Annotated in this window: 13 protein-coding genes; 9 read left to right on the forward strand and 4 right to left on the reverse strand. The window is 58.0% G+C overall.

The genetic code is table 11. The annotated features are described in order from the left end of the window. The first annotated feature begins 83 nt into the window (after window positions 1–83). The 9 genes from arcC to ACP7BO_RS06540 all read left to right on the forward strand — a co-directional run bounded on the left by arcC (window position 84) and on the right by ACP7BO_RS06540 (window position 10,497). On the forward strand, window positions 84–1,013 hold the full coding sequence (gene arcC / locus ACP7BO_RS06500; RefSeq protein ID WP_426209194.1) for a carbamate kinase: 930 nt from the start codon (window positions 84–86) through the stop codon (window positions 1,011–1,013). Window positions 1,014–1,070: 57 nt separating this feature from the next. Continuing rightward, window positions 1,071–1,430: a DUF5064 family protein gene (locus ACP7BO_RS06505; RefSeq protein ID WP_060694627.1), complete on the forward strand. Its 360-nt coding sequence runs from the start codon at window positions 1,071–1,073 to the stop codon at window positions 1,428–1,430. Between the two features lie 176 nt (window positions 1,431–1,606). After that, a complete protein-coding gene (locus tag ACP7BO_RS06510; protein ID WP_397454567.1) occupies window positions 1,607–3,115 on the forward strand; it encodes a sigma-54-dependent transcriptional regulator in 1,509 nt (502 codons plus the stop codon). Window positions 3,116–3,416: 301 nt separating this feature from the next. Next, window positions 3,417–3,800: a glycine cleavage system protein GcvH gene (gene gcvH / locus ACP7BO_RS06515; protein ID WP_426209196.1), complete on the forward strand. Its 384-nt coding sequence runs from the start codon at window positions 3,417–3,419 to the stop codon at window positions 3,798–3,800. 10 nt (window positions 3,801–3,810) lie between these two features. Continuing rightward, window positions 3,811–6,669, forward strand: a complete 2,859-nt coding sequence (gene gcvP, locus ACP7BO_RS06520) for an aminomethyl-transferring glycine dehydrogenase (RefSeq protein ID WP_426209198.1) — start codon at window positions 3,811–3,813, stop codon at window positions 6,667–6,669. 125 nt (window positions 6,670–6,794) lie between these two features. Beyond that, window positions 6,795–8,171, forward strand: a complete 1,377-nt coding sequence (locus tag ACP7BO_RS06525; protein WP_060694635.1) for an L-serine ammonia-lyase — start codon at window positions 6,795–6,797, stop codon at window positions 8,169–8,171. A 17-nt stretch (window positions 8,172–8,188) separates the two neighbouring features. Continuing rightward, the gene (gene gcvT, locus ACP7BO_RS06530; protein ID WP_426209200.1) at window positions 8,189–9,319 is read left to right on the forward strand and encodes a glycine cleavage system aminomethyltransferase GcvT; all 1,131 of its coding nucleotides are present in this window, start codon (window positions 8,189–8,191) and stop codon (window positions 9,317–9,319) included. A 380-nt stretch (window positions 9,320–9,699) separates the two neighbouring features. Next, window positions 9,700–9,912, forward strand: a complete 213-nt coding sequence (locus ACP7BO_RS06535) for a cold-shock protein (protein WP_003440624.1) — start codon at window positions 9,700–9,702, stop codon at window positions 9,910–9,912. Window positions 9,913–10,008: 96 nt separating this feature from the next. Continuing rightward, window positions 10,009–10,497 carry an RDD family protein gene (locus tag ACP7BO_RS06540; protein ID WP_060694640.1) on the forward strand — a complete coding sequence of 163 codons (489 nt, stop codon included), beginning with the start codon at window positions 10,009–10,011 and terminating at the stop codon, window positions 10,495–10,497. 93 nt (window positions 10,498–10,590) lie between these two features. Here ACP7BO_RS06540 and ACP7BO_RS06545 read toward each other — a convergent pair whose 3' ends face one another. The 4 genes from ACP7BO_RS06545 to rpoE all read right to left on the reverse strand — a co-directional run bounded on the left by ACP7BO_RS06545 (window position 10,591) and on the right by rpoE (window position 14,377). Then, window positions 10,591–12,012 carry a DegQ family serine endoprotease gene (locus ACP7BO_RS06545; protein WP_426209203.1) on the reverse strand — a complete coding sequence of 474 codons (1,422 nt, stop codon included), beginning with the start codon at window positions 12,010–12,012 and terminating at the stop codon, window positions 10,591–10,593. Between the two features lie 184 nt (window positions 12,013–12,196). Further along, complete coding sequence (locus tag ACP7BO_RS06550) at window positions 12,197–13,165, reverse strand: MucB/RseB C-terminal domain-containing protein (RefSeq protein ID WP_426209205.1); 969 nt, start codon at window positions 13,163–13,165, stop codon at window positions 12,197–12,199. Window positions 13,166–13,173: 8 nt separating this feature from the next. Further along, the gene (locus tag ACP7BO_RS06555; protein WP_060694645.1) at window positions 13,174–13,764 is read right to left on the reverse strand and encodes a sigma-E factor negative regulatory protein; all 591 of its coding nucleotides are present in this window, start codon (window positions 13,762–13,764) and stop codon (window positions 13,174–13,176) included. Between the two features lie 31 nt (window positions 13,765–13,795). Further along, complete coding sequence (gene rpoE / locus ACP7BO_RS06560; protein ID WP_003172477.1) at window positions 13,796–14,377, reverse strand: RNA polymerase sigma factor RpoE; 582 nt, start codon at window positions 14,375–14,377, stop codon at window positions 13,796–13,798. Between the last annotated feature and the right edge of the window lie 368 nt (window positions 14,378–14,745).

Below are 14,745 nucleotides of genomic sequence, written 5' to 3' on the forward strand. Positions count from 1 at the left end.
CAAGACCGGGGCGTCTGCATCGCGAGCAAGCCCGGCTTCTGCGGGACTCAAGTCGCTCCCCGCTTTTTATAAGGACACTTTCTATGCGTATCGTCGTAGCACTGGGCGGTAACGCCCTCTTGCGTCGCGGTCAGCCCATGACTGCAGAAAACCAGCGCGAAAACATCCACACCGCAGCTCAGCAAATCGCCCTCATCGCCCCCGGTAACGAACTGGTGGTGGCCCACGGCAATGGCCCGCAAGTCGGCCTGCTGTCGCTGCAAGCGGCTTCCTACTCCGCCGTCGCTCCTTACCCGCTGGATGTGCTGGGCGCTGAAAGCGAAGGCATGATCGGTTACATGATTGAGCAGGAACTGGGCAACGTATTGCCCAAGGAAACACCACTTGCCACCTTGCTGACCCAAGTCCAGGTCGACCCAAAAGACCCGGCCTTCAAGAACCCGACCAAGCCGATTGGCCCGGTTTACAGCAAGGCCGAAGCTGAAAGCCTGGCCGCGGAAAAAGGCTGGAGCATCGCCCCGGACGGTGACAAGTTCCGGCGCGTGGTCGCCAGCCCCAAACCCATGCGCATCTTCGAGATCCGCCCGATCAAATGGATGCTCGAAAAAGGCACCACCGTCATTTGTGCGGGCGGTGGCGGCATTCCGACCATGTATGGCGAAGACGGCAAACTCAAGGGCATCGAGGCTGTTATCGACAAGGACTTGTGCTCGTCGCTACTGGCGCAGGAACTCAAAAGTGACTTGCTGGTGATTGCCACTGACGTTGTCGCGGCCTTCATTGACTGGGGCAAGCCTACGCAAAAAGCTATCGCCCAGGCGCACCCTGACGAACTGGAAAAGCTCGGCTTCGCCAATGGCTCCATGGGGCCCAAAGTCCAGGCGGCTTGCGAGTTTGCCCGCAATACCGGCAAGACCGCGGTCATCGGCGCTCTGGCGGATATTGAAGCCATTGTTCAAGGCAAGGCCGGTACCCGTGTCAGCACTGAAAAGCCTGGCATCAGCTACTTTTGAACCATAGGGCAGACCTCGCGGTCTGCCCTTTACCCCCAAGCATTCAGGAGTCGCCCTATGGCCTCGTTCGAACCCGGTCACCTGCATATCCATCGTGAGCCCCTGCAACCGGGTGACTTCGGGTATGACATCAAGATCGATTACCAGGTCGTTCAAGATCCCAAGGAAGGCAAGTCGATGCAGTTCGACATGCACGGCCAAATCAACCAAAAGGATTTCAAGGAGTCGTTCACCCTGCCCAAGGACAAGTGGTTCGACTTCGCCAGGGTGGCCTTCAAGATTGCCGTGGACCACGGCATACCCAGCACGGCCAATATCCTGTCGATGCACAAGTATTACGACCTGATGTTCAAGGACGTGCGCCAGCAGCTCGACGTGCAGCTTGGCGACCCGGTCAAGCCCGAACACCTCGAATAACCCGACTACTTTAATCGCCGGCAAGCCGGCTCCCACAAGGTTTGTTATCGGCATCAATGTTGTGGGCGCCGGCTTGCCGGCGATGCAGCCAATGTCTCCCCGCCCTGCGATTTCACCAATATCCCGCGCCAAGGCATACTGGCCGCTTCTGCTGGCCAAAAGTGCTCACTGCTCCCATGCGTATCCATGTCAGTTTTATCGACCGCGTCGGCATCACCCAGGAAGTTCTGGCGTTGCTCGGCGGGCGCAACCTCAACCTGGATGCGGTGGAAATGGTCCCGCCCAACGTGTATATCGACGCCCCGACCCTGAGCCCGCAAGTGCTCGACGAGTTGCGCGAGGCGCTGTTCAAGGTCAATGGCGTACAGACGGTGACGGTGGTCGACATCCTTCCCGGCCAACGCCGCCATCTGCAACTTGACGCTCTGCTCGCCGCCATGACCGACCCGGTACTGGCCCTGGACAGCGCGGGCCACGTACTGCTGGCCAACCCGGCGCTGATTGCCCTGTACGGGCATGAACCCACCGGTGAAAGTATCGGCGAACTGTTCAGTGACCCGGGGTTGCTCGATGTATTGCTGGAGCACGGCTTCCGCCTGCCATTGCGCGAAGTCACCCTCAACGGCCACCCACTGATGCTCGACGCCACACCGATCACCGATGCCGGTGCCCTGCTGACCCTGTATCAACCGAGCCGCATCGGTGAACGCCTGGCCGCGCTGCATCACGACCACGCAGAAGGCTTTGACGCGCTGCTCGGCGACTCCCCTGCCATTCGCACCCTCAAGGCCCGGGCGCAGCGTGTAGCAGCACTGGATGCGCCATTATTGATCCAGGGCGAGACCGGTACCGGTAAAGAACTGGTCGCGCGCGCCTGCCATGCCATCAGCGACCGTTTTGGCGCCCCCTTTTTGGCCTTGAACTGTGCGGCACTCCCGGAGAACCTGGCCGAAAGTGAACTGTTCGGTTATGCCCCCGGCGCCTTCACCGGTGCCCAGCGCGGGGGTAAACCGGGGCTGATGGAACTGGCCAACCATGGCACGGTGTTCCTCGACGAAATCGCGGAAATGTCGCCTTACCTGCAAGCCAAGCTGCTGCGCTTTCTGAATGACGGCAGCTTCCGCCGGGTAGGCGGAGAGCGCGAGGTCAAGGTCAATGTGCGGATCCTCAGCGCCACCCACCGCAACCTCGAAAAAATGGTCAACGAGGGTTCTTTTCGCGAGGACCTGTTCTATCGCCTGAACGTGCTTAATATCGAAGTGCCACCACTGCGCGAGCGCGGCCAGGACATTTTGTTGCTGGCACGCACCTTTATGCAGCAGGCCTGCACTCAGATTCAGCGCCCCGTGTGCCGCCTGGCACCCGGCACCTATCCGGCGCTGCTGGGTAATCGCTGGCCCGGTAACGTGCGGCAATTGCAGAACGTGATCTTTCGTGCGGCAGCAATCTGCGAAAGTACCCTGGTCGACATTGGCGACCTGGACATTGCCGGTACCTCGGTTGCACGCCAAAGCGACGGCGAGGTTGAAACCCTGGAGCATGCGGTCGAAACCTTCGAGAAAGCCCTGCTCGAAAAGCTCTATGTCAGCTACCCCTCGACCCGCCAGCTGGCCAGCCGTCTGCAAACCAGCCATACCGCCATTGCCCACCGTCTGCGCAAGTATGGAATCCCCGGCAAGGCCTGACCTGCTTCAGCTCCCATGAAGGCCCATGTATCGAAATCATTCCACTGGATCGATTTCGATACACCCCCTCCAGCCCCATGCTGTGCAAGGCCATGATCCTCATAGCTTTTTTTCCAGCCTCCAGACTGTAGCGATTTCGCTACAGATCAGTTTTCAATCTGCGCTCTAAAAACTTTCAAGCCATTGATAAATATAGATATTTTTAAACTGGCAGCCATTTTGCAGTGTTCTCCTCAATAAGCTCGACCTGCACGAGCATTAACCTGTGACCACCAGACATGTCTGGCCCTGAGGAGTTTGCATGAGCCAATTGCGTTTTACTGAAGACCACGAATGGCTACGCGCCGAAGCTGACGGCAGCGTGACCGTGGGTATCACCGCGTTTGCGCAAAACGCTCTGGGGGATGTGGTGTTTGTCCAGCTGCCCGAGTTGCAGTCGTACGACAAAGGCGCAGAAGCCGCCACCGTTGAGTCGGTCAAGGCGGCCAGCGGCGTCTACATGCCACTGGACGGTGAAGTGCTCGAAGTAAACCCGGCGCTCGAAGACAGCCCGGAACTGGTTAACGAAGACCCACTGGGGCAAGGCTGGTTCTTCCGTTTCAAGCCTGCTGATGCGAACGCCGTCGACAAGCTGCTGGATCAAGATGCCTACGACCGTTTGATCAAAGCTCAAGACGACAAGTGAGGAGCCTGCCATGACCATCAATCTCAGCACTGCCAATGAATTCATCGCCCGCCACATCGGCCCTCGCCAGGCCGATGAGCAAGCCATGCTCGCCACCCTCGGTTTTGACTCCCTTGAAGGCCTGAGCGCCAGCGTGATCCCGGAAAGCATCAAGGGCACCAGCGTTCTCGACTTGCCGGCCGGACAAAGCGAAGCCGATGCGCTGGCCTCGATCAAAGCCATTGCCGCCAAAAACCAGCTGTGCAAAACCTATATCGGCCAGGGCTATTACAACTGCCACACCCCCTCGCCGATCCTGCGCAACCTGCTGGAAAACCCGGCCTGGTACACCGCCTACACCCCGTATCAGCCAGAAATTTCCCAAGGCCGCCTCGAAGCCCTGCTCAACTATCAAACCCTGATCAGTGATCTCAGCGGTCTGCCGATTTCCAACGCTTCATTGCTCGATGAGGCCACCGCCGCCGCCGAAGCGATGACCTTCTGCAAGCGTTTGAGCAAGAACAAAACCAGCCACAGCTTTTTTGCTTCCAGCCACTGCCACCCGCAAACCCTCGACGTGTTGCGCACCCGTGCCGAACCACTGGGCATTGAGGTGGTAGTCGCGGATGAGCGTGAACTGACTGATGTGTCGGCCTTCTTCGGTGCCCTGCTGCAATACCCGGCAAGCAACGGTGACGTGTTCGACTACCGCGATCTGGTTGAGCGTTTCCACGCCGCCAATGCGCTGGTGGCCGTTGCCGCTGACCTGCTGGCCTTGACTCTGTTGACGCCTCCGGGCGAGTTTGGCGCCGACGTGGCCATCGGCAGCGCCCAGCGTTTCGGTGTCCCGCTGGGCTTCGGTGGCCCGCATGCGGCTTACTTCGCCACGCGCGACGCATTCAAGCGCGACATGCCGGGGCGTCTGGTCGGTGTTTCGGTTGACCGTCACGGCAAACCGGCATTGCGCCTGGCCATGCAAACCCGCGAGCAACATATCCGCCGCGAGAAGGCCACCAGTAACATCTGCACCGCACAGGTCCTGCTCGCCAACATCGCCAGCATGTATGCCGTGTATCACGGGCCCAAGGGCCTGACCCAAATCGCCCGGCGTATTCACCAGCTGACCGCGATTCTGGCCAAGGGCCTGAGCGATCTGGGGCTGAAGGTTGAACAAACCGCCTTCTTCGACACCCTGACCCTGAACACCGGCAGCCAGACCGCCACCCTGCATGCCAAGGCTCACGCCCAGCGCATCAACCTGCGCGTAATCGATGGCCAGCGCCTGGGCCTGTCGCTGGACGAAACCAGCAGCCAGTCCGATGTAACCGCACTGTGGGCGTTGCTCGCGGCTGACGGCCAGGCACTGCCTGATTTCGACGCACTGGCCACTGCGGTGACCGGCACCTTGCCGACGGCGCTGCTGCGCCAGTCGCCGATACTCAGCCACCCGGTATTCAATCGCTACCACTCTGAAACCGAGCTGATGCGCTACCTGCGCCGTCTGGCCGACAAAGACCTGGCCCTGGATCGCACCATGATCCCGCTGGGCTCGTGCACCATGAAGCTCAACGCCGCCAGCGAAATGATTCCGGTGACCTGGGCCGAGTTCGGCAACCTGCACCCGTTTGCACCCGCTGAGCAAAGCCTTGGCTACCAGCAATTGACCACCGAGCTGGAAGCGATGCTGTGCGCGGCCACCGGTTACGACGCCATCTCGCTGCAACCGAATGCCGGTTCCCAGGGTGAATACGCCGGCCTGCTGGCCATTCGTGCCTATCACCAGAGCCGTGGTGATGAGCGTCGCGATATCTGCCTGATCCCGTCCTCGGCACACGGCACCAACCCGGCAACCGCCAACATGGCCGGTATGCGCGTGGTGGTGACGGCGTGCGATGCACGGGGCAACGTTGACATCGAAGACCTGCGCGCCAAAGCCATCGAGCACCGTGATCACCTGGCGGCCCTGATGATCACCTACCCGTCGACCCACGGTGTGTTCGAGGAAGGCATCCGCGAAATCTGCGGCATCATTCATGACAACGGCGGCCAGGTGTACATCGACGGCGCCAACATGAACGCCATGGTCGGCCTGTGCGCACCGGGCAAATTCGGCGGCGACGTATCCCACCTCAACTTGCACAAAACCTTCTGCATCCCGCACGGCGGCGGCGGACCGGGTGTCGGCCCGATCGGGGTCAAATCGCACCTCACGCCGTTCCTGCCGGGTCACGGCACCATGGAGCGCAAGGAAGGCGCGGTCTGCGCGGCGCCGTTTGGCAGCGCGAGCATCCTGCCGATTACCTGGATGTATATCCGCATGATGGGCGGCGAAGGCCTCAAGCGTGCTTCGCAGCTGGCGATTCTGAACGCCAACTACATTGCCCGCCGTCTCGAAGAGCACTACCCGGTGCTGTACTCGGGCAGCAACGGCCTGGTGGCGCACGAGTGCATTCTTGACCTGCGCCCGCTCAAGGACAGCAGCGGCATCAGCGTCGACGACGTAGCCAAGCGCCTGATCGACTTCGGTTTCCATGCTCCGACCATGTCGTTCCCGGTAGCCGGCACACTGATGATCGAGCCGACCGAGAGTGAATCCAAAGAAGAACTGGACCGCTTCTGCGAAGCCATGATCCGCATCCGCGAAGAGATTCGTGCGGTGGAAAATGGCAGCCTGGACAAAGAAGACAACCCGCTGAAAAACGCTCCGCACACCGCAGCCGAAATGGTCGGTGAATGGACTCACCCCTACAGTCGCGAACAGGCGGTGTATCCGGTGGCATCCCTGATTGAAGGTAAATACTGGCCGCCGGTTGGCCGGGTCGACAATGTGTTCGGCGACCGCAATCTGGTGTGTGCTTGCCCGTCGATCGAAAGCTACCAGGAGGCGTAAACACCCAATAAACCTGCAGGAGCGAGCTTGCTCGCGAGCTGTTACGCAATGAGAAGCTCGCGAGCAAGCTCGCTCCTACAGGGATGTTTTTTTGCCAATAAACCTATAAGAAACCGGAGAACCCCATGTCGTTAAGCGTGTTCGACCTGTTCAAGATTGGCATCGGCCCCTCCAGTTCCCATACCGTCGGCCCCATGCGCGCAGCCGCGCGTTTTGCCGAAGGTCTGCGCCGTGATGATCTGCTGCAAGACACTGCCTGCGTAAAAGTTGAACTCTACGGTTCCCTCGGCGCCACCGGCAAAGGCCACGGCAGCGACAAGGCCGTGCTGCTGGGCCTTGAAGGCGAGCACCCGGATACCGTAAACACCGAAACAGTCGCCGAACGTCTGGCCGCTATTCGCAACAGCGGGCGTTTGAACCTGCTGGGCGAGCACCCCATCGATTTCAATGAAAAATCGCACCTGGCGATGATTCGAAAACCCCTGCCCTATCACCCCAACGGCATGATTTTCCGGGCGCTTGATGGCGCCGGGATTCAGATCCGCAGCCGCGAGTATTACTCGGTGGGCGGCGGCTTCGTGGTGGATGAAGGCGCGGCAGGCGCTGATCGCATTGTCGAAGACAGCACGGCGCTGAAATACCCGTTCAAAACTGCCAAAGACTTGCTGCGCCATTGCGTCACCCACGATCTGTCGATCAGCCAGGTGATGATGGCCAATGAAAGCGCCTGGCGCCCGGAAGCAGAAACCCGCAGCGGCTTGCTGAATATCTGGCAAGTGATGCAGGACTGCGTGAGTGCAGGTTGCCGCAACGAAGGTATTTTGCCGGGTGGTTTGAAGGTCAAGCGGCGTGCCGCCGCGCTGCACCGGCAGCTGTGCGCCAACCCCGAGGCCGCGCTGCGCGATGCGCTGTCAGTGCTCGACTGGGTGAACCTGTACGCCCTGGCCGTGAATGAAGAAAACGCCAACGGCGGCCGGGTGGTCACCGCGCCTACCAATGGAGCGGCGGGGATCATTCCGGCGGTTCTGCATTACTACATGCGTTTCATTGGCGGGGCCAATGAGGACGGCGTGGTGCGCTTCATGCTGACGGCTGCCGCCATCGGCATTCTGTACAAGGAAAACGCGTCAATCTCGGGCGCCGAAGTGGGCTGTCAGGGCGAAGTCGGCGTGGCTTGCTCCATGGCCGCCGGCGCGTTGTGTGAAGTGCTGGGCGGCAGCGTGCAGCAAGTCGAAAACGCTGCCGAAATCGGTATGGAGCACAACCTTGGCCTGACCTGCGACCCCATTGGCGGGCTGGTGCAGGTGCCCTGCATCGAGCGCAACGCAATGGGCTCGGTCAAGGCCATCAACGCGGTACGGATGGCCCTGCGCGGCGACGGCCAGCATTTTGTCTCACTAGACAAGGTGATCCGCACCATGCGCCAGACCGGCGCCGACATGAAAAGCAAATACAAAGAGACTGCCCGCGGCGGTCTGGCCGTAAACATTATTGAGTGCTGATTTTCAAGGAGTCACGAATGTCCACCGAACAACTGCTTAAAACCCCGCTGCACGCACTGCACCTTGAACTCGGTGCCCGTATGGTGCCATTCGCCGGTTATGACATGCCGGTGCAATACCCGTTGGGCGTGATGAAAGAACATCAACATACCCGTGAACACGCCGGGTTGTTCGATGTGTCGCACATGGGGCAAATTCGTCTGAGCGGCGCTGATGCGGCCAGGGCACTGGAAACCCTGGTACCGGTAGACATCATCGACCTGCCGGTTGGCATGCAGCGCTATGCCATGTTCACCAATGAACAAGGCGGCATCCTGGACGATCTGATGGTTGCCAATCTGGGTAATGACCAGCTGTTTTTGGTGGTGAACGCGGCCTGCAAGGACCAGGACCTGGCGCATCTGCGCAAGCACCTGGACGCACATTGCAGCATTGAGCCGCTGTTTGAAGAACGCGCATTGCTCGCGCTGCAAGGTCCGGCCGCCGTGACTGTGCTGCAACGTCTGGCGCCAGAAGTGGCAAAAATGACCTTTATGCAATTTGCCCCTGTCACACTTCTGGGAGTCGAATGCTACGTCAGTCGTTCGGGTTACACCGGAGAAGACGGTTTTGAAATTTCGGTTCCGGCAGAACACGCAGAAACTCTGGCACGCCGTCTGCTCGCCGAGCCAGAAGTACAGGCCATTGGCCTTGGCGCACGAGATTCCCTGCGTCTGGAAGCCGGCCTGTGCCTGTACGGGCACGACATGAACGAAAACACCACGCCGATTGAGGCCAGCCTGCTCTGGGCGATCTCGAAAACCCGTCGCGCCGACGGTCTGCGGGCCGGCGGTTTCCCCGGTGCCGACGTCATTTTCGCCCAGCAGCAAAACGGTGTAGCGCGCAAGCGTGTGGGCCTGCTGCCCCAAGAGCGCACCCCGGTACGTGAAGGCGCTGAAATCGTTGACGCCGAAGGGACGGTCATCGGTACTGTGTGCAGCGGCGGTTTTGGGCCGACACTGGGCGCACCTCTGGCAATGGGCTACCTGGATACAGCATTTACACCGCTGGACTCTGAGGTGTGGGCAATCGTGCGCGGTAAACGTGTACCGCTGAAAGTGTCGAAGTTGCCATTTGTTCCACAGCGTTATTATCGCGGCCACGTCTAAAGCTTATTAATACAGTTGCATGCTCACGTGACATACGTGCCATGCAACTGCCACAAAACAGTGCAAACTTTCGATAGCGAAAACACAGTTACAAACATGAGCACAATTGAACCCCGCTATGATGAATAACCTTTAAAACCCACCCCGAAAAACATTGCAAACCAGACGGGGCGCGGCCTGTAACAGGGGCTTGTATTTTCATTTACGGTTTCGTAAAGTTTGCCCACTGTGTTTGCATGGGTCGCTGGAATCGTGACCTGGGCAGTAGCTTAATGTTTGCTACAACCCGTTCTGCGTCTCTTACTTTCCTGCAACCCAGCACCAGTCCTCTTTAAATACAAAGAGGCTGTCATTAATTGTTAGCGTCAAGGAATTAAGAAATGTCCCAACGTCAGAGCGGTACCGTAAAGTGGTTTAACGACGAGAAAGGTTTTGGTTTCATTACTCCGGAAAGCGGTCCGGACCTGTTTGTGCACTTTCGCGCTATTCAGGGCAATGGCTTCAAGAGCTTGAAAGAAGGCCAGAAAGTGACCTTCATTGCAGTCCAGGGCCAAAAAGGCCTGCAGGCTGACGAAGTGCAAGCCGAAGGCTAAGCATTCTCGCGTTGAAAAGCCTCTGATGGTGACATCAGAGGCTTTTTTATTGGTGTAATTCCGTAAGATGGCGGTTTTCCTTCACGAGACCCTGCCATGTCGAAACAACCACTTAGCCCTCAAGGCGACTTTCCCGCCGTAGGCCTGGGGCGCCGCCTGGCAGCTATGTTTTATGATTTTTTGCTGTGCACGGCCCTGCTTATTGTCACCACGTTCATCTACAAACTGATCATGATGAGCTTTATCGGCGAAGCCAAGATGCGGGCGTTGTCCGAGTCGGGGGCACTGGATGGCGACCCGCTGCTCTCAACCATTTTGTTTTTTGTACTGTTCGGCTTCTTTGCGAAGTTCTGGACCCACTCCGGGCAAACCCTGGGCATGCAGGTCTGGGGCATACGGGTACAGAATGCCGATGGCACCGCAATCAGCCTGTGGCAGGCTCTGCTGCGTTTTATCGTCTCCATCGGCTCCTGGCTGTGCCTGGGGCTCGGGTTTGTCTGGTCGATATTCGATAAGCACAACCGCACCTGGCACGACATGTACTCCAGTAGCCAGCTGGTACGCATTCCCAAGCCGAAGAAATAAAAAAAGCCCGTATCTCTCGATACGGGCTTTTTTAATTACCGGGAAACATCAGAGCTGCAGGAGTAAGCGTGCGCCTGCAGTTCAGCTGCGTCCCTATTCAGCCAGTTTGAAGGTAATGAAGCTGGCACGTCCCTGACGCAGAACCCGCATCGATACCGAACGGTTCTTCGGCAATGCCTTGGCAATTTCAGTGAACTGTTTGCCATTGGTGATTGCCTGGTTGTTCAGGTGAGTAATCACATCGCCAGGCTGCAGGCCAATCAGGGCAGCCGGGCCGTCCTGCACGTCCTTGATGATCACGCCACCCTTGATGTCATTGGCTTTCTTCTGCTCTTCGCTCAAGTCCGCCACGGACACACCCAGACGATTGCTGCTCAGCTCTGCACCTGCAGCGGAGGTCATTTCTTTCCCTTCATCAGGGATAGCCCCCACGGTCAGATCCAGGGTTTTGCGCTTGCAGTCACGAACCACTTCAAGGGTCGCCTTGCTGCCGGCCTTGAGTGCGCCCACCAGATGCGGCAGGTCTGCGGACATCACGATTGGCTGACCATTCATGCTCAGGATCACGTCACCCACTTGCAGGCCACCTTTGGCAGCAGGACCGTCGTCAAGCACCTGGGCCACCAGCGCACCGGCCGGTTTATCCAGACCAAACGACTCGGCCAGGTCTTTGTTGACCTCTTGAATCACCACGCCCAACCAGCCACGGCTTACCTTGCCGCCTGCTTTGAGCTGATTGGCAACATCCATCGCCACATCGATAGGAATGGCGAAAGACACGCCCATAAAGCCGCCGGAGCGGGTATAGATTTGCGAGTTGATACCCACTACTTCGCCCGTCAGGTTGAACAACGGGCCACCCGAGTTACCCGGGTTGATCGGCACGTCAGTCTGGATGAACGGCACGTAGCTTTCATTGGGCAGGCTACGACCGATGGCGCTGATGATGCCTTGGGTCACCGTGTGGTCAAACCCGAACGGTGAACCTATGGCAACCACCCACTGACCGGCCTTGAGGTCCTGGGATTTGCCCAGTTTTAAAACTGGCAGGTTCTTGCCGTCGATTTTCAGCAATGCGACGTCGGAGCGTGGATCTGTGCCGACCAGCTTGGCTTTCATTTCACTGCGGTCAGACAGGCGCACGATGATTTCATCCGCATCCGCAACCACATGGTTGTTGGTCAGGATGTAGCCGTCCGGCGAGATGATGAAGCCAGACCCCAGGGACTGGGCCTCACGCTGACGGCCACCCTGGCCGCCACTGCCAGGCGGCAGGCTGCGCTCAAAGAAGTCCCGCAGGCCAGGCGGCAGGCCTTCCAGATCGGGCATTTGCCCCATGCTGGAGACTTTGCGATCCGGCAGCTTTTGCGTGGTACTGATGTTCACCACGGCCGGAGAAGCCTGCTCGACCAGTTGCGTGAAGTCAGGTAACTGTGCTTCAGCAAGGACCGGCACTGCCTGCCCGAGCATCAGCACGGCTGCAAAAATGGGTAAGTAAGATTTCAATCGAGGCATTGATTTACAGCTCCCGTTAATAGCAAGCAGAGTTAAGCGACAAGCACCAAAAAACTAAGGGCAGCATAGACCTTTTTTTTTGGCCCAGAAAACAAACAAGGCCAGAGCCTTGCGGGCTCTGACCTGTATGTAGAGATAAAATGTCTGGTGAATCTGAACGCTCACCGATCATTTCCGAACACCACTATGGCTTGCCCTGCGGAGCAGGATCGTTCTGACCGGCACGCATCGAGAGCGCAATCCGCTCTGCGGTACCCATCGGAATCTCCCCCACAACCGTGGCCATCATGTCACCCCCGGGGGTAGTGAGATGCCTGGAGACCGCAACGGTCGGGCCCAGTTGTAATCGCGTATCGGGTACAGAGCTCCCCTTCAGTGGCTCAAGAAACACCGAGAAGCGCGTCAAACCATCGTCGTACAAAAGGCTGGTAACTTCAGACTTGGTCTGAGGGTCATTGCGCACAGTACTGCTGATCAGTTCAAAACCCGGAGGTAACCAGTCTGAATGCCAGACATGGGTAGTTTTGACCGCAGATGGCGCAGGATCAGCCGCGACAACAGGACGGCATTTACCGGTGGGCTTGAGCTCACTGTCATCCGGAGGCGTTGTATCAAGAGTTGTAAACTGAAAACGCTCAAGCAACTGCCCCTTGTCATTGAGTAACAATGATTTCAGTGCCAAACCTGTTTCGTTATCCAGATACAGTTCAACCCCGTAGCGATGCTGGTCGCGAGGCGTGAAAGCAATGACGGATACAGGCCGGCCAGCGACCCGTGAATCGCCAACTTTTGCGACCGAATACCAGTCATTAAGGCGCTCGGTGTTGAGCTGTCGCGCGGTGGTGACCGGAGTATCTCCGAGCCCGGAGATAATCTTGCCACTGACGCACTCGGGGCGACCATCTTCACGAACAACCTCTTGCGCAGCTCCGTCCAATTGCATCAGTCGTTCACGCACGGACCCGTTTTGCACCAGGTGCCAGATACCATGGGTAGAAAAACTGCCGTTGCGTTCGTAGACGAAAGTGCCCTGGTAGCTTTGCTGTTGCTCGGCCTGCCCGAGGCGTTTAAGCCAGTCCCTGGCTTCATCGGCCTGGGCAGGAACAACAAATAAACCAGTGAGCAGAAAAGGTAGCAGAGGTAGGACGCGCATGATGGTCCTTAACGGTTTTCCAGGCTGGCAGCACGAGCATAAGGCAGAGGGCTTTCAGTACCCTTCAACGCGGCTTGCTGTGCATGCTGGCGCAGGTAACCCGGCAAACGCTGATCTTGCCATCCAGGTTGACCTTGCAGAACGCCGTTAGCCATTGGACCGGTGGCCTGGTCGGAGCTCTCGCTGTAGTTCGCCAATACTGCCGGGCCTTTCACCATCGGAGCACTCAGGCTCTGCGGAGCGTTTTGCTGCGCCAGCTGGTTACCGACAATGTCATCCTGGTTGTACAGTCTTACACCCGCCAATACAGCAACTGTGACCGAGGCAGCGACGGCCAGACGACCGATACCGCGCCACGGGCCACGTACGACTTTGGCAGGCGTCTGCTCTTCGGCCAAAGCGGCCGAAACGGCTGATGCGATGTCCAGATTCGGAATCAACAAGTCCTTGTGCATCACAGCACGTGCCAACTGGTAACGGGACCAAGTATCACGTGTTTGTGTATCGTCAAAGGCACTTAATACCCGACGTAATTCCAGTTCGTCCGCTTCGTTATCCATCACCGCGGACAGCGATTCCTGCAGGGCTTCACGACTCATGGCGGTTCCTCTCTTGGCTATCGCCGCTGTCTCAGTTTTCCTGCAACAACGGCTGCAGGGCTTTATCGATGGCTTCCCGAGCGCGGAAAATCCGGGAGCGCACGGTACCCACCGGACATTGCATGACACTCGCAATGTCCTCGTAACTCAGACCATCAAACTCACGTAAAGTTAACGCCGTACGCAAATCTTCTGGTAATTGCTGAATGGTGCGGTGAACCGTGCCCTCAATCTCGTCACGGAGCAAAGCACGCTCCGGCGACTCAAGATCCTTGAGACCGTGATCACCATCATAAAATTCAGCGTCTTCAGAACTCACATCGCTATCAGGAGGACGTCGACCGCGGGACACCAAATAGTTTTTCGCCGTATTGATAGCAATACGGTACAGCCAGGTATAAAAGGCGCTGTCACCGCGAAAATTACCTAGTGCCCTGTAAGCCTTGATAAAGGCTTCCTGAGCGACATCCTGGGCTTCATGGGTGTCGTGCACAAAACGCACGATCAACCCGAGAATTTTGTGCTGATACTTCAACACGAGCAGATCGAAAGCTCGCTTGTCGCCGCGCTGTACGCGCTCGACCAGCTGCTGATCCTCTTCCTGGGTTAGCATGAATACTCCTCATAAGACCGGGAGGAAGAATGCTTTGCTAATTGATCAGGCTTGCAAACATAGACTCGGCTTTTACGCAAAAGTTCTCTCCCCCCTGGCAAGTTTCCTGCGCACTCTGATTTGGCACGCACGAAAACGCAGCTCGGGCCTGCCCGGCTGCGTCGATAATCTTGTCGTCAAATTCAACAGCTGGGGTCAAACCGTAAACCCGCTGCACATTCAACGCTGTTCTCCCATATGAAGGGCAACCCTCTATGGAGCCCCTGGCCTCAGGAAAAGTTCAAAACCTCATACGAAATCAAGCCATATGAGCGCTAGCAACAAGCCTAGGCCTAAGTTGCTGCGGGCGGATGCCGATTAATTGTGCA

This window comes from Pseudomonas sp. TWR2-1-1, from assembly GCF_049897045.1.
Taxonomy (GTDB): Bacteria; Pseudomonadota; Gammaproteobacteria; order Pseudomonadales; family Pseudomonadaceae; genus Aquipseudomonas; species Aquipseudomonas versuta.